Origin of the sequence: Cryobacterium soli (assembly GCF_003611035.1) — a bacterium.
GTDB classification, from domain to species: Bacteria; Actinomycetota; Actinomycetes; order Actinomycetales; family Microbacteriaceae; genus Cryobacterium; species Cryobacterium soli.
On sequence record NZ_CP030033.1, the window covers coordinates 2651774 to 2673013 of the forward strand.

Annotated in this window: 20 protein-coding genes; 7 read left to right on the forward strand and 13 right to left on the reverse strand. The window is 68.1% G+C overall.

What is annotated here, in order from left to right; genetic code table 11:
- Window positions 1-14: 14 nt before the first annotated feature.
- The 4 genes from DOE79_RS12230 to DOE79_RS12245 all read left to right on the forward strand — a co-directional run bounded on the left by DOE79_RS12230 (window position 15) and on the right by DOE79_RS12245 (window position 4696).
- Window positions 15-1058 carry a substrate-binding domain-containing protein gene (locus tag DOE79_RS12230; RefSeq protein ID WP_220094219.1) on the forward strand — a complete coding sequence of 348 codons (1044 nt, stop codon included), beginning with the start codon at window positions 15-17 and terminating at the stop codon, window positions 1056-1058.
- A 140-nt stretch (window positions 1059-1198) separates the two neighbouring features.
- The gene (locus DOE79_RS12235; RefSeq protein WP_220094220.1) at window positions 1199-2770 is read left to right on the forward strand and encodes a sugar ABC transporter ATP-binding protein; all 1572 of its coding nucleotides are present in this window, start codon (window positions 1199-1201) and stop codon (window positions 2768-2770) included.
- 26 nt (window positions 2771-2796) lie between these two features.
- Window positions 2797-3834, forward strand: a complete 1038-nt coding sequence (locus DOE79_RS12240; protein WP_198418635.1) for an ABC transporter permease — start codon at window positions 2797-2799, stop codon at window positions 3832-3834.
- A 10-nt stretch (window positions 3835-3844) separates the two neighbouring features.
- The gene (locus DOE79_RS12245; protein WP_162942732.1) at window positions 3845-4696 is read left to right on the forward strand and encodes an aldose epimerase family protein; all 852 of its coding nucleotides are present in this window, start codon (window positions 3845-3847) and stop codon (window positions 4694-4696) included.
- Window positions 4697-4710: 14 nt separating this feature from the next.
- On the opposite strand, the gene DOE79_RS12250 is transcribed toward DOE79_RS12245, so the two are convergent.
- From DOE79_RS12250 to DOE79_RS12270, 5 genes are read right to left on the reverse strand one after another with little or no spacing between them, the layout of a single operon-like run.
- Entirely contained in the window at window positions 4711-5529 is an 819-nt protein-coding gene (locus DOE79_RS12250) for an ABC transporter permease (protein ID WP_120338726.1), read from the reverse strand.
- Window positions 5526-6296, reverse strand: coding sequence for an ABC transporter ATP-binding protein (locus DOE79_RS12255; RefSeq protein ID WP_220094221.1), 771 nt, complete (start codon window positions 6294-6296; stop codon window positions 5526-5528). The genes DOE79_RS12250 and DOE79_RS12255 overlap by 4 nt, the downstream gene beginning before the upstream one ends.
- On the reverse strand, window positions 6293-7687 hold the full coding sequence (locus tag DOE79_RS12260) for an amidohydrolase family protein (protein WP_120338727.1): 1395 nt from the start codon (window positions 7685-7687) through the stop codon (window positions 6293-6295). Before DOE79_RS12260 ends, DOE79_RS12255 begins: the two co-directional genes overlap by 4 nt.
- Entirely contained in the window at window positions 7684-8823 is a 1140-nt protein-coding gene (locus DOE79_RS12265; RefSeq protein ID WP_120338728.1) for an ABC transporter substrate-binding protein, read from the reverse strand. Before DOE79_RS12265 ends, DOE79_RS12260 begins: the two co-directional genes overlap by 4 nt.
- Before the next feature lie 29 nt (window positions 8824-8852).
- On the reverse strand, window positions 8853-9434 hold the full coding sequence (locus DOE79_RS12270; protein WP_120338729.1) for a helix-turn-helix domain-containing protein: 582 nt from the start codon (window positions 9432-9434) through the stop codon (window positions 8853-8855).
- A 339-nt stretch (window positions 9435-9773) separates the two neighbouring features.
- On the opposite strand from DOE79_RS12270, the gene DOE79_RS12275 reads away from it, so the two are divergent.
- Genes DOE79_RS12275 through DOE79_RS12285 form a run of 3 tightly spaced genes read left to right on the forward strand, consistent with a single transcriptional unit; the run spans window position 9774 to window position 12020 of the window.
- Complete coding sequence (locus DOE79_RS12275) at window positions 9774-10325, forward strand: dihydrofolate reductase family protein (protein WP_120338730.1); 552 nt, start codon at window positions 9774-9776, stop codon at window positions 10323-10325.
- 44 nt (window positions 10326-10369) lie between these two features.
- Entirely contained in the window at window positions 10370-10903 is a 534-nt protein-coding gene (locus tag DOE79_RS12280; protein WP_120338731.1) for an NUDIX domain-containing protein, read from the forward strand.
- Between the two features lie 4 nt (window positions 10904-10907).
- Window positions 10908-12020, forward strand: coding sequence for a hypothetical protein (locus tag DOE79_RS12285; RefSeq protein ID WP_120338732.1), 1113 nt, complete (start codon window positions 10908-10910; stop codon window positions 12018-12020).
- A 124-nt stretch (window positions 12021-12144) separates the two neighbouring features.
- On the opposite strand, the gene DOE79_RS12290 is transcribed toward DOE79_RS12285, so the two are convergent.
- The 8 genes from DOE79_RS12290 to DOE79_RS12325 form a co-directional block, all read right to left on the reverse strand.
- Entirely contained in the window at window positions 12145-13932 is a 1788-nt protein-coding gene (locus DOE79_RS12290; RefSeq protein ID WP_162942733.1) for an HNH endonuclease signature motif containing protein, read from the reverse strand.
- 112 nt (window positions 13933-14044) lie between these two features.
- Window positions 14045-14590, reverse strand: a complete 546-nt coding sequence (locus DOE79_RS12295; protein ID WP_120338734.1) for a nitroreductase family protein — start codon at window positions 14588-14590, stop codon at window positions 14045-14047.
- A 106-nt stretch (window positions 14591-14696) separates the two neighbouring features.
- Entirely contained in the window at window positions 14697-15872 is a 1176-nt protein-coding gene (locus DOE79_RS12300) for an alcohol dehydrogenase catalytic domain-containing protein (RefSeq protein ID WP_120338735.1), read from the reverse strand.
- A 177-nt stretch (window positions 15873-16049) separates the two neighbouring features.
- A complete protein-coding gene (locus DOE79_RS12305; RefSeq protein WP_120338736.1) occupies window positions 16050-17333 on the reverse strand; it encodes a GNAT family N-acetyltransferase in 1284 nt (427 codons plus the stop codon).
- A 77-nt stretch (window positions 17334-17410) separates the two neighbouring features.
- Window positions 17411-18637 carry an ABC transporter permease gene (locus DOE79_RS12310; RefSeq protein WP_120338737.1) on the reverse strand — a complete coding sequence of 409 codons (1227 nt, stop codon included), beginning with the start codon at window positions 18635-18637 and terminating at the stop codon, window positions 17411-17413.
- Window positions 18634-19323, reverse strand: a complete 690-nt coding sequence (locus tag DOE79_RS12315) for an ABC transporter ATP-binding protein (protein ID WP_120338738.1) — start codon at window positions 19321-19323, stop codon at window positions 18634-18636. The genes DOE79_RS12310 and DOE79_RS12315 overlap by 4 nt, the downstream gene beginning before the upstream one ends.
- Window positions 19320-20447 (reverse strand): peptidoglycan-binding protein, encoded by a 1128-nt coding sequence (locus tag DOE79_RS12320; protein ID WP_120338739.1) that lies wholly within the window; start codon window positions 20445-20447, stop codon window positions 19320-19322. The genes DOE79_RS12315 and DOE79_RS12320 overlap by 4 nt, the downstream gene beginning before the upstream one ends.
- Window positions 20444-20935 carry a hypothetical protein gene (locus DOE79_RS12325; protein WP_120338740.1) on the reverse strand — a complete coding sequence of 164 codons (492 nt, stop codon included), beginning with the start codon at window positions 20933-20935 and terminating at the stop codon, window positions 20444-20446. The genes DOE79_RS12320 and DOE79_RS12325 overlap by 4 nt, the downstream gene beginning before the upstream one ends.
- Between the last annotated feature and the right edge of the window lie 305 nt (window positions 20936-21240).

Genomic DNA, 21240 nt, shown 5'->3' on the forward strand with positions numbered 1-21240 from the left:
AGAAGGAACACAGCATGAATGTAATCAGTAGGAGCTCGACCCGGCAGCGCCGCCGCATGGGCGCTCTCGCCGTCGCGATGATCGCGATCGTGGGACTCAGCGCCTGTTCGTCGGGCATGGAGACCACCGAGGGACCGGCCGCGGCCGGACCCAAGAGCGGCAAGCTCACCATCGCGTACCTGCAGAAGCAGGGCGACCAGCAGTACTTCGTCGACCAGGCCGACGGCGCCAAGGCTGCCGCAGCCGAACTCGGCGACGTGGACATCAAGGTGGTGAACCTCGGCACCGACTCGAACAAGGCCATCAGCGAGCTCGACTCCGTGATCGCCCAGAAGGTGGACGGCATCGTCATCGTGGTGCCCGACCAGCAGATCGGCCCGCAGGTGATCGAGGCCGCCAAGGCCGCCGGCATCCCGCTGATGGCGTCGGACGACATCATCGCCGACGCCAGCGGCGCCGAGGCCCCGTTCTCCGGCTTCGACGGCACCTCGATGGGTGAACTCGTCGGTGGCGAGGCTGCCCGCCTCTACGCCGAGGCCGGCTGGAACGCCGCCGACACCCGCATCATCTCCGCGTACAAGCAGGACCTCACCGCGTGCACCCAGCGCGTCGAGGGCGCCGCTGCGTCGTTCGGCGAGGCCGTGTCTGACATGCCCGAGGTCGTCGACATCGGTACCGACAACTCCGCCACGGATGCCCAGAACAAGGCTGGCGCCATCATCACCGCCAACGCCGGCGTGAAGAACTGGGTCGTCTGGGGTTGCAACGACGAGAGCGAGACCGGCGTCGTCACCGCGCTGCAGAACTCCGGTGTGGCTCCGGCCAACATCATCGGCGTGGGCCTGGGCGCGTACCTCACCTGCAAGGACTGGGCCGCTGGCCAGGACACCGGCAACAAGGCGTCGCTGTTCATCTCCGGCGCCGAGGTGGGCAAGGCCGCCATCAACTCGATGGTGGGCCTGCTGCGCGACGGCACCGCACTGCCGCCCGTGTCGATCGCCAACACCGAGATCGTGAACGCCGACAACTGGGAAGAGAAGGGCGTGGTCTGCACCTAGGCCGACCTGCTCCGCTCGATTGACTGACCGGGGCGGGGACGACCCTGTCGCCCCGCCCCGCGCACCACGATCAACCCCCCGCTTCACCCCAGTTTTCCCCGCACCTCAGCCACCCGGCCACCCGAAAGGCACATCCAGCCATGGTCAAGACAATCGCACCGGCGGCATCCGGCATCGATCCGGCGCCGCCCGGCACCGTGATGCTCAGCGCCGCGGGCATCGAGAAGAGCTTCGGCCCGGTGCGCGCGCTGCAGGGCGTGCAACTTGAGCTGCGCGCCGGCGAGGTCACCGCCCTGATGGGCGAGAACGGCGCCGGCAAGTCCACGCTGCTCAAGATCCTCACCGGCGACCTGCAGCCGGATGCCGGCACGCTCACCCTTGCCGGCACCGAGGTGCGGTTCACCGATCCCCGGCAGTCCCGGCTCGCCGGCCTGCGAGTCATCGCCCAGGAACCCGAGGTGCTGCTGCACGTCTCCGTGGCCGAGAACATCTACGTGGGCGCGCTCGGCCGGCAGGGCCTGATCTTCAACCGGGCGGCCCTGTTCGCCCGCGCCGACGAGGACCTCCGCCGCTACGGCTTCGAGAAAGTGATCCGCCCGGAGACCCTGGGCAGCGCCCTCTCGCCCGCGCAACGCCAGATCGTGGAGATCATGCGGGCCCTGGTAGATAGCCCCTCGGTGATCTGCTTCGACGAACCCACCTCCTCCCTCGGCGACGAAGAGGTCGTGATCCTGTTCAAGCTCATCCGCCAGCTGCGCGCCGAGGGCGTGGCCATCGGCTACGTCTCGCACCGCATGCAGGAGATCTTCGAACTCTCCGACAACATCACCGTGCTGCGCGACGGCAAGTTCGTGGGCACCAAGACCACCGCCGACACCAACCACGACGACCTGGTGCGCATGATGGTGGGCCGCGACCTCTCCCAGTTCTTCCACCGCGACCCCGTCGTACCGGGGGAGACCGTGCTCGAGCTCCGCGGCGTCACCAACAGCCACGTCACCGACATCCACCTCGAGGTGAAGGCCGGCGAGGTCGTCGGCGTCTCCGGGCTCGTCGGCGCCGGCCGCAGCGAACTGATGAAGACCATCGTCGGCGACCTCCGCGTCGACAGCGGCGAGCTGCTCATGGGCGGCACCATTATGAGCTTCAAGGCGCCGGCGGATGCGATCGCCGCCGGCATCGGCTTCGCCCCCGAGGAGCGCAAAGCCGAGGCCCTGCTGCTCAAGCGGTCGGTGCGCGACAACGTGGCGCTCGCCCGGTTGCGCAGCCTCAGCCGCTGGATCTTCGTGAAAGCCGCCGACGAGAAGGCTCTCGCCGCCGAGTACATCGCACGGTTGGGCATCCGCACCCCCTCCAGCGAACAGCTGGTGGGTAATCTCTCGGGCGGTAACCAGCAGAAGGTGGTGCTGGCACGGTGGCTGGCCACGCATCCGCGTCTGCTGGTGCTCGACGAACCCACCCGCGGGGTGGACGTGGGCGCCAAGTCGGAGATCTACGCGATCATCGACGAACTCGCCCAGGCCGGTGTGGCCGTGCTCGTGGTCTCCAGCGAGCTGCCCGAGGTGATCGGGCTCTCCGACCGCATCTATGTGATGGCGGGCGGCCGCATCACCGGCGAACTCGCCCGCGACCACGTCACCGAAGAGCAGATCCTGGCGCTCGCCATGGACGAATCTGCCGCCGACCCCGATCTCAGCACCTCCCTCTCATGAGCCGCCCCCTGGAAAGGAGCACTCCGGTGCCCACAACACAGTCCACCGCGACACTGCGGTCGCAGCCTCCCATCGAGACCGGTGCCCGACCGGGCGTCTTCCGGCGGGTGCTGGAGGTCGTGGGAGTGCAGAACATCTCCCTGCTCATGGCCATCGCCTTGGTCGTGGCCGTCATCGGCAGCCAGAACGCGCTCTTCTTCACCGTCGGCAACCTGCGCGTGATCGGCACTGCCATCGCCATCTCGGGGCTGCTCGCCGTGGTGCAGACCATCGTGATCATCATGGGCGCCCTCGACATCTCGGTCGGGTCGATCGCCGGCCTCACCTCGGTGTCGTCGGCCATGATCTTCACCGCCACCGGGCCGTTCCTCGGCGTGGTCGGGGCGGTGGGCATCGGGATGCTCTGCGGCCTGCTCAACGGCTGCATCATCGTGTTCGGCCGGGTCAACCCGGTGATCGCGACGCTGGCCACCCTCGCCGCCTACAAGGGTGTGGCGCAGCTCATCTCCGACGGCCGCGCCCAGGGCTACACCGGTGCCGACGGCTTCTTTGTCTTCCTCGCCCGCGGCTCCATCCTGGGTGTGCCGACGCTGATCCTGGTGCTCGTGATCATCGCCCTGCTCGCTCACGTGGTGCTGCGGTACACGAGCATCGGCCGCAATATCTACGCCGTCGGCGGCAACGACATCGCCTCCCGTCTGGCCGGTATCAACATCAACCGCTACCTCATCGGTGTGTACGTGGCCACGGGCGCCGTTGCGGCCATCGCCGGGGTGCTCATCACTGCGCGCACCGGGTCGGGGCAGCCGGTCTCCGGCTCGGAGGGACTTGAGCTCGAGGCCATCACGGCGGCCGCTTTGGGTGGTGCGGCCCTGAAGGGCGGCAAGGGCACTATCGCCGGCACCATCCTCGCGGTGATCCTGCTTGGCATCCTCACCAACGGTATGACGCTGCTTGGCGTCAACTCGTTCTGGCAGAACGTGGCCAAGGGCGCCCTGCTGGTGCTGGCCGTGGTCATCCAGCAGCTGCGCTCGGGCGAACGTCGCATCGGCCTGCCCGGTTGATGCCCGCTTGATGTTTACGGTGCAGGGCGGCGGCGGCATCACCGTTCGGGTGGATGTCGCCGATGGCGCCCGCCTCACCAGTCTCACCTCCGGCGGTCGGGAGTGGCTCGCCCCCGGCGGCCCCCGGTCGCCGGGGGTGTTCGTGCAGCCCGGCAGCGGCGGGTGGGACGATGTGGTTCCCACCGTCGCGGCATGCACACTGCCCGGCGGCACTGCATTTGCCGGCACTGCATTCGCCGGCACAGCTCTTGCCGGCAGAGTGCTCGCCGACCACGGTGACGCCTGGCAGACCGAGTGGACGCTCGACTCCAGCGACGACACCCACCTGCAGACCAGTGTGCGGCTGGCCAGCCTGCCGATCAGCCTCACCCGGCGCATCGAGGCCGTCGCGTCGGGCCTCCGGCTGTCGTGGGAGGCGAGCACCGATGGGCCAGGGCCGGTGCCGCTGGCCTGGTGCGCGCATCCGCTCTTCGCCGCGGATGCCGACACCCGGATCGTGCTGCCAACGCCGGCACCCGCGCTCATCGAGGACTACCCGCGCGACCGGGTACCCCGGGACTGGCCAGAAGCCGTGGGGTCTGCGGCGGTCAAGGCCTTCGCCGCGGAACCGCAGTCGAGCGCGTCGGTCGTGCACGGCAACGGCGACGCCCTCACCCTCAGCTGGGACCCGGCGCTGCTGCCCTATCTCGGGCTGTACTGGGACGGCGGGGAGTTCACCGACACCCCGGTCGTGGCGATCGAACCGTCCACGGCGTTCGGCGACTCAGCGGCTCGGGCGGTGGCCGAGGGGCGCATCCGGATGCTCGAGCCCGGCCGGCCGTTCAGCTGGTGGCTGCAGCTCTCCGCGACCCCGGGGCCCTGATCCGACACCCGGACTCAGGCCCAGAACACCACCTTGCGGCGTGCCATACGCACGAGGGTGTTGAGTACGATCCCGAGCGCCGACAGGATGATCAGCAAGGCGAACACCGCAGCAGTCTGCATGCTCCCTTGCGCCTGCAGAATGAGCACACCCAACCCGTGTTGAGCACCCACGAACTCCGCCACGATGGCGCCGATCATCGAGTTGGCCACCGCCAGTTCCAGCCCGCTGAAGATACTGGGCAGGGCCGCGGGCAGGAGCAGCTTCATCCGGATCTGGCCGGGGCTGGCTCCATTGGCTTCGAACAGCTCGATCTGGTCGCGGTCGACCCCGCGAATGCCGTGAATGGTGTTCACCAGGACGGGGAAGAAGGCGAGGAGCACCACCACAACGATCTTGGAGGGCAGATCGAAGCCGAACCAGATGATGAACAGCGGCGCCACGGCCACCTTGGGGATCGACTCGATGGCCACGATGTAGGGGAAGACGATCTCGTACACCGTGCGGAACTCGGCGAGCGCGATGCCGCCGAGCAGTCCGATCGCCACACCGATGCCGAGGCCCACCAGCACTTCGGTGAGGGTGGTGCCGGCGTTCGAGATGTAACGCGGCAGCGCGGTCGGGTCGGTGAGCGCCGCGAGTACATCCGACAGCGCGGGCACGACATAGCTCGGCGTCCCCGTGAGCCCGGGCAGAACCTGCCACGCTGCCAGCAACACGACTCCCAGCAGCACACTGCCCGCGATCGTCTTCATGCGCGCCCGCGAAGGCCGGCGCGACCGGATGGCTCGTTGTCCCGTCGACGGCGGTGTCACGATGGTCTGGGTGGTCATGCGGTCACCTCGAAGTAGCTGCGGATGCGGGCGTTGAGATCGGCGAACTCGGGCGAGCCGAGCAGGTCGAGGGTGCGGGTCGGGCCGAAGGGCACGTCGATGACGTCGATGATGCGGCCCGGCCGCGGGCTCATCACGATCACCCGCTGCGCCAGGAACACCGCTTCAGGAATGCTGTGCGTGATGAGCACGGCGGTCTTGGAGGTCTCCCGCCAGATGCGGTTCACCTCTACGTTCAGCAAGTCGCGGGTCATGGCATCAAGCGCTCCGAACGGCTCGTCCATCAGCAGCACCGCGGGATCGTGAACCAGCGCCCGGCAGATCGCGGCGCGCTGCTGCATGCCACCGGACAACTCCTTCGGGTACTTCGACGCGAAGTCGCCCAGTCCCACCATCTCGAGCAGGTTCTGCGCGGCCGCCTTCTCGGCGCGCCCCACCTTGCGGTGCAGCTCGAGCGGAAGCAGCACGTTCTGGCCGATCGTGCGCCACGGCAGCAGCACGGGTTTCTGGAACACCATGCCCACGTCGCCGCGGGGCTTGGAGATCGGCGCGCCGGCGATGGTGGCGGTGCCGCCGGTGTGCGTCTCCAGACCGGCCAGAATCTTCAGCAGGGTGGTCTTGCCGCATCCGCTGGGCCCGACGATGGCGACGAACTCGCCGTCGGCGATGGAGAGACTCACATCGGACAGGGCATGGATCTCACCGCTGGAGGTCGGGTAGATCTTCTCCAGGTGGTCGATGCGGATCAACGGTTCCACGGCGCTCACCGCTCGAACCCATAGACGTCGCGCAGGTTCTGATGCATCACCCGTTCGGCGAGCCAGGCAGCCTGGCGGGAGCTCCACAGCCCGGATGCCCGCCCACTGGACAGCGCAGAGTCCAGCGCGACCCGGCCGCGTCGGGTGCCGGAGACGTGGAATTCGGGTGAACCGGTGTCGGTGCCGAACATCACCTTGTTGGCCGGCAGCAGCTCCAGCCACTCCTCGAGCAGGCGGTGCAGGGAGTGTTCTTGCAGATAGGTCATCCAGGAGAAGTCGACGAACACATTGCCCCGCGCCTGCGACATCGCCGCGAGGTAGGAACCGTAGGGGTAGCCGCCGTGAATCAGGATCACCCGCAGCCGGTTGAGCGCGGGAGTATCGAGAAACTGCTCGAGCAGGATCGGGTTCGCCCCGGCGAGCTTCAGGCCGGGTTCCGAATGGCCCATTCCGGTGTGGATCTGCAACGGCAGGTCGAGCTGCACGGCGTGCTCGGCGATGGCGTAGACGAGGTGGTCGGCCAGGGCCTTGTGCTGCGCTCCCGGCAGATCGGATCCGGTCTGCGCCGCCGTTCGCAGCGTTGTGTAGGCGAGGCGCGCGTCGATGAGCGGGGTGCGCACGAATTCGAGCGAACGCACATAGGCCGACGCGATCTTCAGGCCGACGAATCCTTCCTGCCGGCGCCGGGTGATCGAGGCGCGCACCACATCGAGGTACTCGTCGAGGGTGGTGGGCGGTTCTGCCAGACCGGCGAGGCGCAGCTGGTCGTCGAGGATCGAGCCGAAGATGCGGCGGAATCGCGGCGCATCCGCCCCTCTCTCGGTGAAGACCGGATGCCCGAACGGGTACAGGTAGGGATCGATGCGGGCGATCGGCCTGTAGCGGCTGTGCGGCCAGATCGACGAGTCGATGGCGGGGATGTCGGTGAGCACCGCCTCGGTGTCCGAGAGCACGAGCGCCTTGTCGTAGAGACCCAGGAAGTCGTTGCGTCGGCCGTCGGCGCTGGCCACCGCGAGGTCGGCCGGGCTCCGGTCGCCGAAGAGGGCGACGGTTCCTTCGGCCAGCGACGCGGCGTGCACGGTCGTGGACTGGAAGAGCACGCTCTGGTCGATCAGCGCGGTGATGTTCCACTCCGTTTCCAGCCGGCCGAGTGTGTCGGCATCGTGCGCGAACGTGGCCCGGGTGTACTGCGCGTAGACGTCATGGGGCAGATTGGCCTCGACGTGACCCATGGCGTTTTCGCGCTCGTAGCCGTCGTAACCGTGGATGTGCTCGCCGGGACGCACGTAGCCGGCATGGGAGTGGTGGTCGATGGCCGGCACGCCTTCTGACCAAGTCAGCGGTGTGTGAGCGGCGCGTCGGGCGAGGGACGGGGTCGGGGTCGGCAGGGGAGCGCTCATTTCGCGGCCGTCCAGTCCTTGGCGGCGGTGATGACGGCGTCGGTGTCGAAGTCGTTGTACTCGCTCACGAGTGTGTCGCTGTAGAGCGTCGTGGCATCGACGGGGGCGGTGATGATGCCCGCAGAGGTAGCGAAGTCGACCCAGGCCGTGGCCGCGGAGGGCTCGTACGAACCGAAGTCCTTATTCGCTACGGGGTCGCCGGCCGTCAGCAACACGATCCGGCGTTCGAGGGCGACCAGGTCGGTGGCGAGCTGCTCGTCTTTAGAGGTGCCGGCGATGAGCGTCTCGGGGTAGTCCTCGTACATCATCGTCAGCGCCGCAGTGGGGTTGGTGGCCGCGAACAGGGTGGCCTTGGCCATCGCCCGGCCGAAGCCTGCGGCCTTGTCCGCATCGTTGTCGAGGAAGCTGGTGGTCGTGAAGTAGCTGGTGGAGAAGAGCTTCTCCACCTCGGGGATCGTGAAATAGCGCAGTTTCACGCCGGTGGCTTCCATCGCCGCGTATTCGGTATCCCAGAGCGAGAGGCCGTCGACCTGACCGGATTCGAGGGCCTGCCTGGCCGCGGCGCCGGTTCCGACCGCCAGGTTGGAGAAGTCGGTGTCGGCCTCGAGTCCGGCAGTGTGCAGGATGCCGTTGGAGAGCAGCATATTGCTCGTGCCCAGGCTGGCCTGGCCGATGGTGGCGCCCGTGAAATCGTCGAGCGACCGGATGGGGCTGTCGGCGAGCACGGCGATCGAGCCCGTTTGCTGGCGGATGTAGTTGTACATGAGCACGAGGTCGTCACCGTTGCCGTTGGCCTTGGCCTGCAGAATCGGCTCGGGCGGCGTGCTGCCGATATCGAGAGAGCCGGAGTCGACCCCGGAGATGATCGACGCAGAGTCCTTGGTGATCACGATCTTCACATTCAGACCCTCGTCGGCGAAGTATCCGAGGTGCTGGGCGACGGCCATGGGCGAGTTGTTGGCGCCCATCTGCGTGGGCAGGCCGAATTCGATCGTGGTGAGGGCGGTGCCATCGGAGCTCTGGGCGGGAGCGCTGCAGCCGGTGAGAACAAGGCTGGCCGCGGCCACCAGGCCGAGGGTGAGGCGACGGATGGCTGCACCGCTTTTGGGCGCACTGAAGGAGGGGATGGTGTTCATGGGGGTGTCCTGTTCGAGGTGTGACTGGGTCAGGCAGGAGGGTCGGTCGAGGGGTGACCGGAGGGAGGAGTGACGACCCAGAGGGCCTCACCCGCTGTATCGCCGATGTTTGTGATCATGTGGGGCGTGGAGGTGCGGTAGTCCAGGCTGTCGCCTTCGTGCAGTTCGAACTCCTGGTCGAGGAGACGGAACAGGAAGGTGCCCTTGAGGATCACAACGATCTCGTGAGAGTCGCCGTGGGTGTAGTTTTCGTCGCCGACGGCCATGCCTGGCTCATATTCAGACACGAGTACTTCAACGTCGGTGACCGGGGGTTTGGTGATGCCGAAGTGCCGAACGGTGGTGGTGGCAGACAGCTTCGGGCGATCCGCTTTGCGCAGGATCTCGCCGTGCCGGGGCTGGGCTTCGAAAAGCTCGATCCACTGCACGCCGAAGGCGTCGGCAATGGCGCGCACGGTCTGCAGACTCGCGTTCGCCTTGCCGGTCTCGATCTGGCTGATGTACCCGGCACTCACTCCGGCCCTGCCCGCAAGATCGCGGGTGGAGATCTTCCGGAGGGTGCGCAGTTCTCTCACTCTGCGACCGAGCGTCACTCCATCGGTGTCGTCCATGTCCGCCCTTCGGGGTGTAAGCACTTTGCTTACTCCCAATAATCAAAACGTATAGCGTTGAGTGTTCCCCAATGATTCATCTTTATTACGGATTTGTAAATGAATCGCGGGAAGTCCGTGGTGAACCGGCGCATCCGGATGTTCGAGCCGGGCCGGTCGGTCAGATGGTGGATGACGGCATCGGTGAGCAGCCCCTGCTGACGAAGCCGGGGCGGAGGCTCTTGCCGACGAGGCCTGCTTGGTGCGAATGTAAGCGTGTGATGGGCGCGACGTGCAGGCGCGGTCACCAGGTTTCGACAAGGTCAATCAACGAAATTTCTCAGATGTGGAGAATCCGTTATGCGCACACTCACTGCGGGCCTCTTCTACTCCGTTGACGGAGTGGTGGAGTCGCCCAACCTCTGGCAGTTCGACAGCTTCGATGCCGAGATGGGCGAGGAGATGGGCGCGGTGATGAGTCGCGTCGACACGGTGCTGCTCGGGCGAACGGGCTATCAGGAGTGGTCGGGCTACTGGCCGAACGCCGGCGCCGACGATCCGTTCGGCGGCTTCATCAACCCGGTGCAGAAGTTCGTCGCCTCCCGCACGCTCACCGGCGATCTCGAGTGGCAGAACTCGAAGCTGATGGATGCGCCGCTGGAGGACTTCGTCACCGCGCTCAAGCAGACCGAGGGCGGCGAGATCAGCGTCATGGCCAGCATCTCGCTGGTGCGCCAACTGCTGTTCGCTGGGCTGCTGGACTCGCTGACCCTCATGATGCACCCGGTGATCGCGGGGCAGGGGCGGCACCTCTTCGAACCCACCGACCCCGTGACCCGGCTCAGCCTGCAGAACTCCCGGGTGACCAGCGCGGGCAACACCATCCTGAGTTACGGGCTGCGCTCCGAGTAGCGCGCCGGCGGGGCGTGGTTGGATGGGACCGAGAGGCGGTGCCCATGATCGAAGCCCTGTCAACGCGGGAGGCTTACCGCAATGCCTGGATGACCGTGCGCGAGGACGTCGTGCGCCGGGAGGACGGCTCGACCGGCCTCTACGGAGTGGTCGACAAGCCCGACTTCGCCATTGTCGTGCCGTATGCCGACGGGGGCTTCTGGTTGGTGGAGCAGTTCCGCTACCCGGTGGGGCGCCGGGCGTGGGAGTTTCCGCAGGGCTCGTGGCCGGCCGACAAGGGCGGCAGCCAGGAGGACCTGGCCCGGGCCGAGCTGCAGGAGGAGACCGGGTTGCGGGCCGCCGACGTGCGCCATCTCGCGCACTTCTACAGCGCCTACGGCCACAGCAGCCAGGGCTGCGACCTCTACCTGGCCACCGCACTCGCCGAGGGGGCTCCCGAACGCGAAAGCACCGAGCAGGACATGGTGCACCGCTGGTTCAGTGAGGCCGACTTCGTGCGCATGATCCGCGAAGGCGAGATCGTGGATGCGGCGACCATTGCCGCGTACACCTACGTGGTGCTCGACCGGCAGGCCTGAACCCATGGGGCTGAGCGCCGCCGCCCTGCTGGCCGGCCCCCGCGGGCGGCGGCTGTGCCTCGAGCTGGCGCTCAGCCAGCGCACCACCGAGAGTGCGGCCACCGAGGCGCTGCGGACGGCCGCGTTCTACGCCGCCTACGACCTCGACCCGGGGCGCGGGACGTCGCGGGTGCTGTTCGGGCCGGGAGTGGATGAGCGGTCCGGGCCGCCGCCAGCGCCGTCGCCACAGGAGGTGGCGCGGTTGCTCGATGACGTGCCGTTGCCCTCCTGTGACGAACGCACCCTGTTGCTCGCGCTCCAGGCTGCCGTCGACCGGGCGATGTACTGGCAGGAGCCGGACGGGGAGGATGTGCTTGCCGGTTCGCCGGAGATGCGCGCGGGGCTCGCGCGAGTGGCCGCATCCGTTGCCGCTCTGCCCGCAGCCGCCTGGTGGGCGGAGCCCGTGGACCGGCGCGAGGAGTGGGTGGTCAGCTTCGTGGACACGACCGGCTCGGCTCCGGTGCCTCCGCGGACCGCCCGGGAGGCGCTCGGAGCGTGGGAGACCGCCCAGATTGAGGAGGAAGCGCTGGCACAGCGGGACTGGCCGGCCGATCCCGCGGCGCGGTTCGGCGGGCCTTGGTGGTCGAAACCGCCTAACGCCCTGACGAAATCGACCCGGATGCTGCCCGGCGGTGTTCCCGTGGGACTGTCGTTCGTGGAGGACGGGCTTGGCTGGGAAGACGCCACAACCGAGCGGGTGGGTGTGCCCGACGGCGCCCGGGTTTACGAAATCGACGGTCCCGACGCGTGGGCAGAGCTGAACCGTCGCTATCCACTGCAGGTCACGGCGGCCCGACGGCAGGTCTGGTACCTCACGACGGGGCGTGCGGGCACATGGGTTCTCCCCAATTGGGCGCAGGTGCAGCGCGACTTCGACGCCGTTCACCTGTCGGTCGCCGGTTACCTCGCCACGGCCGGCGTCGCCATTCCCCTCGACGACGAGCGGTCAACCGTGCTCGCCGGGTGGGACCCGGATGCCACTCATTGGCTGTGTGAGGTCACTCACGACGAGGCAACCCGTCAGCAGTGGCGCCACCCACGGAATGCTGACAAGTGGGAACTCTCCAGGAGCGAGTAATCGCACCGCACACTCTCTCGAAAGCGGTCTTTCGGTCACCTCACGATTCTGAGCTGACCACTTGGCCGCTCTCGCGGTTGTGCTCTCTTGCTCACGTTTACGTCCTCACTTTCAGTCCCTCACGTTAGAACGGTGGGTTTTCGGGGACCGGGGCTGCGGGGCGGCGCGTGGGTTGGTGTCGGGGCTGTAGGTAGCTGTCGTCGGCGGGGCGGGTCCGGGTTTTCGGGCCGGTGGTCGGCGGCAGGGGCCGCGGTGGTGCCACGGGGTTGGCGGGGTCGGTGCGGTAGCTGCGTTGTCCGGGCGAGGTCCAGAGCAGAATTCCACCGGGCTCCTGGGTGACCCGCCACCGGGACAGGTGCTTGAGCCGGTGGTGGGCTTCACAGAGGTGCGCGAGGTTGTCGCTGTCGGTGGTGCCGCCGCCGGCCCAGGGGTCGGTGTGGTCGACGTCGCTCTTGACGGCGGGGCGGGAGCAGCCGGGAAAACGGCAGGTTTCATCGCGCATCCGCAGCCATTTGCCCATGGCTTTGGTCTTCTTGTACTGGGTTTTGCCCAGGGAAAGCACCACCCCGGATTCCGGGTGGGTTAGCAGCCGGGTGAAGCCTGGTGCGTTTCCGGCGATCTCGCGGGCGGTTTCGGGGGAGATCGGTCCGTAGCCTTCGAGGGTGGCGGGTTCATCGTCCAGGCCCAGGAGGGTGAGGACGGGAACGGTGATCATGACCTTGCCGCGGATTCCGACGCCCATCCCGTCAGGGGTGACGCCGTCCAACAGCAGGGCGCGGGTGATGTCGGCGCGCAACTGGTCGAGCGTGCGCCGCTTCTCCTCCTCGTCCCTCATCGCGGCCGTGCCCAACCCGAAGCCCGTGCCGGCACCCGGGCCGAAGCTCTCGCCAGCTCCGGCGGCTGCTGTCGCTGTCGCCTCCGCCGCGGTCGAGGCGTCGGTCTTCTTCAGGCGCACGGCCATCGAGTCGATGCGGTCGAAGGCGGCTTTGGTGTCGTGGGCGGTGCCGTACCAGTGCAGCCACCCCATCCCGTCCGGTGCGGCCTCCCAGCAGCTGCGGCGGTCAGCGAAAGCGTTCTTGTTACGCGTCGCGATCGATTCCGGGTGCGTGCGTTCCCGCACCCGGCGGGCCTTGTCGTTGAAGCGGCCCACGGGCAGGACCTTCGCGGCCGGGAGGACCGCTTCCACGAACGCGGCCTGGTCCTCGTCCGGGAGGGTGCGCACCTGGTCCAGGAGCACGGTCGCGTGACGGTAACTGATCTCACCGGCGGAGAGAGCCTGAAACGCGGCGGGGGTCGAGAGCAACCACAGGGACTGGTCCAGCAGCCGTTCCACGGCCCGTTCGGCGAGCTTGAGCAGGCAGGCCAGTTCGCTCACGATGGTGCGGCGGGCCACTTCCCCGTCCTCCCACCGGGAGTACGCGGCGGCGCGGGCTTGGTACGTGGTCATGGTCGCCGTGTTCCGGTCGGCCGTTCGGATGGCGTCCGGGTCGTTGTGCAGGCGGGACGACACGTGCGGGTCCTGACTCCAGCACTGCAGGTCAGCGAGGTGCTCGGCCTGCCGGGCCTGCGCCTGGGCGATCAGGCGGGCGTCGGCCGCGACCAGTTCGGTGCGGCGGGCCAACTCGCTGCGCACGAACTCGTCCCGAGCCTCGTTGGGCATGTAGGGGTCGTCCTCGTCGGGCTCAGCTGGTTCGTTGGGTGGCGTGGGCTCGACGGGCTCGGCTGGGTCGGTGGCCCCGGCGGACTCGGCGGGCGGGGCCGAAGTGGTGCCGTGACCCAGCGCGTCGGGTGGTGTTGGTGTGACGTTGTCGGTCGGGGTTGCAGCGGTGGGGGTGGTGCCAGGTGGAGCGGACTCCGGAGAGTAGTCGTCATCGTCCGGAGTGGGCGGTGGTGCCTGGTCTGGGCTACTCATAGTGAGATCGTCTCACCTACCACTGACATTCCAGCGGCCCACACACGCCCCCGTCACACCCCTCCGCGAACCGTGAGAAAAGCCCCGAAAACGCGAGATTCCGGTGCCTAATTCACAATTCGCGGGAGGTGCCGAGGGGGAGGGAGGTGGTCAGCAGGCTCTGGGTTGGGAGTCGGCCGGACGGCAGGGCGAGGGCGCCCGAGACGGTGGCTCCGGGGTAGCCGAGGGAGATCGCGTGCCGGGGCAGCCATCCGCTGTCGAGGTGCAGAAGCCGGGCCGCCGCCGCCACATTGGGGTCGGGGTAGAGCGTGGCCAGGCAGCTCCCCAGGCCCAACGCCGTTGCCGCCAGGATGACGGTCTGGGTCACTTTGCCGAGGTCGAACTCGGTGTCTTGAAAGCCGTTGTCGGCCGAGAGCAGCACCAGTGCGCAGGGCGCCGACGCCAGGTGCTGGGCGTACGCGCCGCGGCGGCCGAGCTCCTCCAACGTGGGGCGGTCGAAGACGGCAACAAATCGCCACGGCTGCCGGTTGCGAGCCGAACCGGTCCAGCGAGCTACCTCGACGATCTGCTCCACGAGCTCGGGTTCCACCGGGTGATCGGAAAACGATCGCACCGAGGCCTGGGCGGTCAGGGAGCGGAGCAGCGCCAAGGAGTCCATGCTCCCAGCCTTCCATCCCGTGCGCCTAGCGGATGCGCCCGATCGCACCAGAATGCCGAGCGGTCCCGGAATTCCGGGACCGCTCGGCATGAGGGGAAACGCGCCGTTAGGGCTTCAGCACGACCTTGATGCAGCCGTCGTCCTTGGCGCTGAAGGTCTCGTACATCTCCGGCGCCCGGTCCAGCGGCACCTTGTGGGTGACGAGGTCTTCGACGCCGAGCGGGTCGGTGGGGTCCTCCACAAGGGGGAGCAGGTCGTCGATCCAGCGCTGCACGTTGCACTGGCCCATCCGCAGCTGGATCTGCTTGTCGAACATGTTCATCAGCGGCATCGGGTCGGCTACCCCCGAGTACACGCCGCTCACCGAGACGGTGCCGCCGCGGCGCACGAGGTCGAGCGCCATGTGCAGGGCGGCCAGGCGGTCGACGCCTACCGTGGTGAACACCTTCTTGGCCACCTTGTCGGGCAGGAGTCCCGCGGCGTACTGGGTGAAGGCCGCACCGGGGTTGCCGTGCGCTTCCATGCCCACAGCGTCGACCACGGAGTCGGGGCCGCGGCCATCGGTTGCGTCGCGCAGGGTGGTGACGAGGTCGTCGGCCAGGTCGAAAACCTCCACGCCGTACCGCGCCGCCATCTCACGGCGCTCCGGCACCGGGTCGATGCCGAGCACCCGGAAGCCCAGGTGACGGCCGATGCGGCTGGCGAACTGGCCGACCGGCCCGAGGCCGATCACGGCGAGAGTGCCGCCCGCCGGCACATCCGCGTACTGCACACCCTGCCAAGCGGTGGGCAGGATGTCGCTGAGGAAGAGGTAGCGCTCGTCCGGAAGGTCGGCACCGACCTTGACCGCGTTGAAGTCCGCGAACGGCACCCGCAGCATCTCGGCCTGGCCGCCAGGAACCGAGCCGTAGAGCTCGCTGAAGCCGTAGAGGCTCGCGCCCGTGCCGGAGTCGCGGTTCTGGGTGGTCTCGCACTGGGTGGTGAGGCCCTGGTTGCACATGAAGCAGTCGCCGCAGGCGATCACGAAGGGGATGACGACCCGGTCGCCCACGCTCAGCTTGCTGACATCGCTGCCGACCTGCTCCACGACACCCATGGTCTCGTGGCCGAGCACGTCATCCTGAGCCAGGAACGGTCCCATCACGTTGAACAGGTGCAGGTCTGAGCCACAGATGGCCGCCGACGTGACGCGGATGACCACATCCGTGGGCTTCTGGATGACGGGATCGGCGACGGTCTTGACCTCGACCTTTTTGGTGTTCTGCCAGGTGAGTGCTTTCACGGGGTCCTCTTCTTGGTGCGTTCGGGCCGGATTGTCAGACGTGCCCGGATGGGGCGAATCTGACCAGCCTTATGCAGCAGAAGATGGATTTCAAGCAACCTGGACGTATCTCCAGGCTTGCGTCGGAGGCGTGACGAATCCCGGATTTCTCCGTCTCACCAGCGCCGCAGCGTCGTTCTAGAAGTGCGTCAGGCAGTGCGCCGGGCGCTCCACCGCGAAGAGCCTGGCGGCCAGGAACGCCGCGCCCTCGGTGTGCTCATGCACCCGGCCGGCCGCCGCCAGCGAGACCGGGTTCACCGCACCCAGGTAGATGGACGAGAGCGCGGCGATGTCCAGCTCGAGGTCGGCCGCAGTATCGGATGCGCTCACCCGCGCGGCTCCGTCGCGCACGTCGACCGAGAACGTGCCCGCGGTGAGCCCCAGGCCGTCGCCGACCCGGAGCACCAGCGTGCCGTCGGCGGCGAAGGCGCGCGCCTCCAACGCCTGGCGCACATCGAGGATGCGCAACCAGAGCAGGTCTCGAGGGTTGGCCGCGGCGACGCAGCGCGGGTCGGTCAGGGCCCAGGTGAGCGGGTTGTCCACCGGCGCCTCGTTCCAGGTGATGCGCTCCACAAGGTCGATGGCCGCCAGGTACTGCCAGAGCTCCAGGTAGGCGGCCGGGGTCGCAGCCACCAGGTCAACGATCTCCATGGTTGCGGGCGTCTTGTCCCAGCCGCCGAATCGGTAGGACACGTAGCCGTCGACTGTGCCGTCGAGCGCAGAGTGCAGCGCCGCCTTGACCTTGGCGTCGGGGCCGCCCTCGCGGCTCGACGCCCCGGCGGCCAGCTGACGGTAGAACTCCTGCCGACCGATGGACCCCGGCTGTTCGTTGTGCAGCCGGGCGAAGACCTGCGGGGCCAGCTCGAGAAGCACTGTGGGGTCGGCGACCTCCACGGTTCCCACCGGAGTGTGGTTGAGCTGGAACTTCGCGGAGGTGTCGACCGTGATGCTCTGCTCCGCGGTGGCCACGCCGAAGCCGAATCGACCGTAGATCGAGGCTTCCGACGCGGTGAGTGCGGCGATCGCGATGCCGTTGCCCTTGGCCAGGGTGAGGTCCTCGGTCATCATGCGGCGGAGGAGCCCGCGACGCCGGTGCGACGTGCGCACCGTCACGCCGGTGATCAGATGCGCATCCAGCAGTCTGCCGAAGCCGATGTTGAGAGTGCTCGGCTGGGACCCGAACGTGGCCACCGGCACCTCGCTGCCCAGCGAATACGGGGCCGGCTGCCCGGTTTGGTAGGCCCCCGTGTAGACGGCGCCGTCCACACGGCTCCTGGCGATGGACTCCTGAACGCGCTCGTCGGTGCTGCGTTCCTCATGGAACCCGAACGACACCGCGCTATCCCAGGCTGTCGCTGCGGGGTATCCGGGCTCGCCGGGTGCTGCCGGCTCAAACCGACGGATCTCGTACTCTGCGTTCATCGGGGACATGCATCCGAGTGTACGGAACCCCGTCTCGTCAGGCCCAGGAGGCCCCGCCGTGTTCGCGAGAAGGCGGGTCAGCTGTTCAGAGCGGCCGTCGGCGGGGTTCGGGCGGCGCGAATGGCCGGGTAGAGCCCCGCGACGGCACCGACCACGAGAGTGGATGCGGCACCGACGATCAGTACCAGCGGCGGCACGACCGGTGGCCAGCCGCTCGCGAGGGCGACACCCCAGGTCACGAGGTACCCGATTCCGGCGCCGGCGACCCCGCCCAGCGCGGAGAGCACGAGGGCCTCGGTGAGGAACTGCAGCCTGATATGGCGGCGGGTGGCGCCGAGGGCGCGCCGGAGGCCGATCTCACGTCGTCGTTCGATGACCGAGATGACCATGGTGTTGGCCACACCGATGGCGCCCACGAGAAGGGCAATCGACCCGATGCCGACAAGCATGCCGGTGAAGCTCTCATCGACGGCGTTGATGGCGGCCAGGGCATCCGAGGGGCGTGACACCGCCACGGCCGCAGGGGCGGCCGGTTGCACCGCGGGGCCGATGAGCGGGCGCACCTGCTCGACGGCGGAGTCGTCCACCCGTTGGTAGAGCTTCGTCGGGTTGCCCGTAAACGCGTACTCGACGGTGGCGACCGGTACACCGATGAGGGCTGCGACATCCAGTTCGGGCGCGAGCGGAACGGGGCCGAGGATGCCCACGACGGTGGTGTTCCGCCCGCCGAGCCACACGAGAGTGCCGGGTTCGGTGACGCCGAGGCGCATGGCCGCGGTGGCGCCCAGCACTGTGGTGGGGAACACGGCGGTGGTGCGATTCAACCAGCTCCCCGCCCGCACGCTGCCGGCGACGGTGTCGAGCAGATTCAGCTCTGCGGCGGTGACCGTGAGCCCGCCGGTGCGGTCGGGATCGCTGTACGAGCTGCGGTACACGTGCACGTTCGGGAGATCGGCGATAGCGGAGGTGTCCTCGATCCCGGGCAGACGGGCGAGGCGGTCGGTTGCGTTCACCGGCAGCGGGATCGGGTCGCCCGACGTGGGAGGGGCGACGGTGGCGGTCAACAGGTTGGTGCCGAGGGCCGCGAGCCGGGCGTTCAGGCCGGCCTGGCTGGAGGCGGAGATGCCGAGAACGGCCACCATGGCGGCGACACCGATGGCGATCCCCAACGCCGAGAGGATGGCGCGTGCCGGCTTGGCGCGCAGCCCTGACGAGCCGAGGGCGAGCAGGTCGGCCGGGCGCAGCCGGGAGGGGGTGGAAGCAGACGGTTGGTGGGTGGACCGGCGAAGGCGTGACGCGCTCATAGGAGGGCTCCAGAACTGGAATCGGAGAGGACGACGCCATCGCGGATCGCCACGCGACGAGGCAGGCGGGCAGCGAGACCCACGTCATGGGTGATCACGACGATGCTGGTGCCCATGCTGTGTAGGGAGTGCAGGAGCTCCACGATGCTCTCGCCGGAACCGGAGTCGAGGTTGCCGGTGGGCTCGTCGGCCAGCAGGAGCGGCGGATCGCCGATCACCGCTCGGGCGATCGCCACGCGTTGTCGTTCACCGCCGGACAGCTGGTGCGGCAGATGGGTGAGCCGGTGGCTCAATCCCACCCGTTCGAGCGCGGTGCGGGCGCGCTCGCGGCGTTCGCCACGAGGGGTGCCGGTATAGAGGAGGCCATCGGCGACGTTCTCCAGAGCGGTGACGCCGTCGCGCAGATGGAACTGCTGGAAGACGAATCCGATGCGGCTTGAGCGCAGCGCGGAGAGCTCGGCGTCGGAGAGAGTACCGGTGTCCAGGCCACCGATGCGGATGCTGCCCGCGGTGGGCCGGTCAAGAGTGCCGATGAGGTTGAGAAGCGTCGACTTGCCCGACCCGCTGGCCCCGACAATGGCGACGAACTCACCCTCCTCAATGGTCAGGCTCACGCCCGCGAGCGCCGTGACGGGCGGCGACCCGTAGCTGCGAACCACATCCGTGAGCTCGATCAGCGCCGTCATCGCGCGGGCACCACGACGGACAGCCCGGCGACGATCTTCGGGCCGGAGATTTCCACCAGTCCCGATGCGAACGCACCCACCGTGACGGGGATGAGTGTGCGTTCGGCTTCGGGCTTCTTGCGGGGCACCTCGACGGCGAACTCGGTGTCGCTGATCGGAACGAGCGCATCCACTGGGACGGTGAGCACATCGTCTCTCACCGCGCCGGCAAAGCTCACGGTGACACCGGATAGGGCCAGGTCGGCCACCGCGGCCTGATCGGCCACCGTGATGCGTACGGGCACGACGATGCTGCTGCTGCCCGAGCCGTCGGCATCCGGCTTGTTCACCGGCGCGGCGACGGACTCGATGATGCCGTCGGCGCTCACCCCGGTCGGCAGGGCCACGGTGACGGCGCCGCCGACAGCGGCAACCTGCCGGTCGGATGACTTGACGCTGACTTCAACGACCAGTTGCCGGCTAGTGGCCCGGTACAGCGAGGAGCCGGCGTCCACCTGGGCGCCGACGCGGCTCTCGACGGTGTCGACGCGCAGTTCCTGGTCCGAGATCAGAATCATGGACCTCTCGAGCGTGCCGGTGCGCTCCACGCCGAGGGACTTCTGCCACGCGCGGAGGGCGACGGTGGTGTCCCAGGTGAAACGGTTGTCCGGTTCGCCGCTGAAGACACCCAGTGCGCGGAGGTTCTGCTCCAGCTGGCGCACGTCCTCCCCGTCGGTCATGTCCGAGGAGAAGTCGCGCCAGGCCGGCACGGTTCCGGACAGCATGATGACCGGGCGGGTATCCACGCGGTAGGCAACCGAACCGGTGCCGAGAGTCGTACCCGGGGCGGGCAGTTCCGTGACCACCCCGGCCAGGCCGGAGGTGATCGGCACGGTGCTTGCGTACTGCACAGTGCCGGCGACCTTGGTCTCGGATGCCACGCTGCCGGCGGTGACCTCGGCCGTGGACACGGCGAGGGGCGGTGGAGATTGGTCCTCCTCGCCGGGAGCCCAGACGGCGAATCCAGAGACAAGGGCGGCGAGAGCGACGCCGGCGGTCGCGATTCCCCAGCGGCGCTTGCCGCGGCGAGCCGTCAGCGGTGCGTTGGGCACGGGAGCGGCGTTCTCAGCGGAGATGTCGTTCACAGGGTCAGATCCGTGCAGGCCGCCACGACCTCGTCCGAGGCGTCGTTGGGGATCACGAAGGCCTGGCCGCTCGTGGGCTCGCTGACGCCGAAACCGGCCTGCCGGAAGCAGTCCGCCCACTTGAGCTGAAGAGTGAGGGTCTCGGCGTCGCTCATCGACGATGCGGCGGTGGGCGGATCGCCGATCTCACGCATGCACGTGGAGGCGGCCTCGTTGATCTCGGGGCTGCTCTCCTGGATTCCCTGACCGGGCTGCGGATCCTTGACATCCAGCCCCTTGTCGCGCAGGCACTGCGCGAGCTTGAGGTCGTAGGCGTCACGCGCCGCCTGGAACGCCGCGTCGCTGACCGATGCGCCGTCACCGCCGGATGCACTGGTGGGACTGCTGGTTTCTGCCGGCGCAGCGCATCCCGCGAGGATGACCAGAATCGCTGCCGTGGCCGTGAAGCCGGCCAGGGTGCGGGACAGAGGGGTGGAGAGCAGGTTCATGGGGGTGTCCTTCTGTTGAGAAGTGCTGTTGAGAAGTGGCGTTCACAACGCCGGTACACACCAGCCAACCGATGCCGCTGTTGCGACACCGTAAGGGGTTCTTAAGACGGTCCCGATATGTCTCTCACGGTGTCTCCCGCCGGCCTCCCGCCTCCCTCCCGCCGGCAGGCCTACCCCGGTTCGCGAGGGGGAGGGTAGCGGCTGAGGCGTCACCTGGCGGTACTCGTGAGTCGGTCGACTAACAGCTGGCCGATCTTCTGGCGTGAGCGCCGCCGAGGTAGAAGAGTCACTCCCGTTCCCGGGAA

Bases quoted from the DNA above. Each gene is read 5' to 3' on its own strand.
- DOE79_RS12235 (WP_220094220.1), top strand. From the start codon at position 1,199: ATGGTCAAGACAATCGCACCGGCGGCATCCGGCATCGATCCGGCGCCG.
- DOE79_RS12290 (WP_162942733.1), bottom strand. From the start codon at position 13,932: ATGAGTAGCCCAGACCAGGCACCACCGCCCACTCCGGACGATGACGAC.
- DOE79_RS12285 (WP_120338732.1), top strand. From the start codon at position 10,908: ATGGGGCTGAGCGCCGCCGCCCTGCTGGCCGGCCCCCGCGGGCGGCGG.
- DOE79_RS12260 (WP_120338727.1), bottom strand. From the start codon at position 7,687: ATGAGCGCTCCCCTGCCGACCCCGACCCCGTCCCTCGCCCGACGCGCC.
- DOE79_RS12245 (WP_162942732.1), top strand. From the start codon at position 3,845: ATGTTTACGGTGCAGGGCGGCGGCGGCATCACCGTTCGGGTGGATGTC.
- DOE79_RS12280 (WP_120338731.1), top strand. From the start codon at position 10,370: ATGATCGAAGCCCTGTCAACGCGGGAGGCTTACCGCAATGCCTGGATG.
- DOE79_RS12325 (WP_120338740.1), bottom strand. From the start codon at position 20,935: ATGAACCTGCTCTCCACCCCTCTGTCCCGCACCCTGGCCGGCTTCACG.
- DOE79_RS12230 (WP_220094219.1), top strand. From the start codon at position 15: ATGAATGTAATCAGTAGGAGCTCGACCCGGCAGCGCCGCCGCATGGGC.
- DOE79_RS12265 (WP_120338728.1), bottom strand. From the start codon at position 8,823: ATGAACACCATCCCCTCCTTCAGTGCGCCCAAAAGCGGTGCAGCCATC.
- DOE79_RS12270 (WP_120338729.1), bottom strand. From the start codon at position 9,434: ATGGACGACACCGATGGAGTGACGCTCGGTCGCAGAGTGAGAGAACTG.
- DOE79_RS12310 (WP_120338737.1), bottom strand. From the start codon at position 18,637: ATGAGCGCGTCACGCCTTCGCCGGTCCACCCACCAACCGTCTGCTTCC.
- DOE79_RS12295 (WP_120338734.1), bottom strand. From the start codon at position 14,590: ATGGACTCCTTGGCGCTGCTCCGCTCCCTGACCGCCCAGGCCTCGGTG.
- DOE79_RS12315 (WP_120338738.1), bottom strand. From the start codon at position 19,323: ATGACGGCGCTGATCGAGCTCACGGATGTGGTTCGCAGCTACGGGTCG.
- DOE79_RS12305 (WP_120338736.1), bottom strand. From the start codon at position 17,333: ATGAACGCAGAGTACGAGATCCGTCGGTTTGAGCCGGCAGCACCCGGC.
- DOE79_RS12250 (WP_120338726.1), bottom strand. From the start codon at position 5,529: ATGACCACCCAGACCATCGTGACACCGCCGTCGACGGGACAACGAGCC.
- DOE79_RS12275 (WP_120338730.1), top strand. From the start codon at position 9,774: ATGCGCACACTCACTGCGGGCCTCTTCTACTCCGTTGACGGAGTGGTG.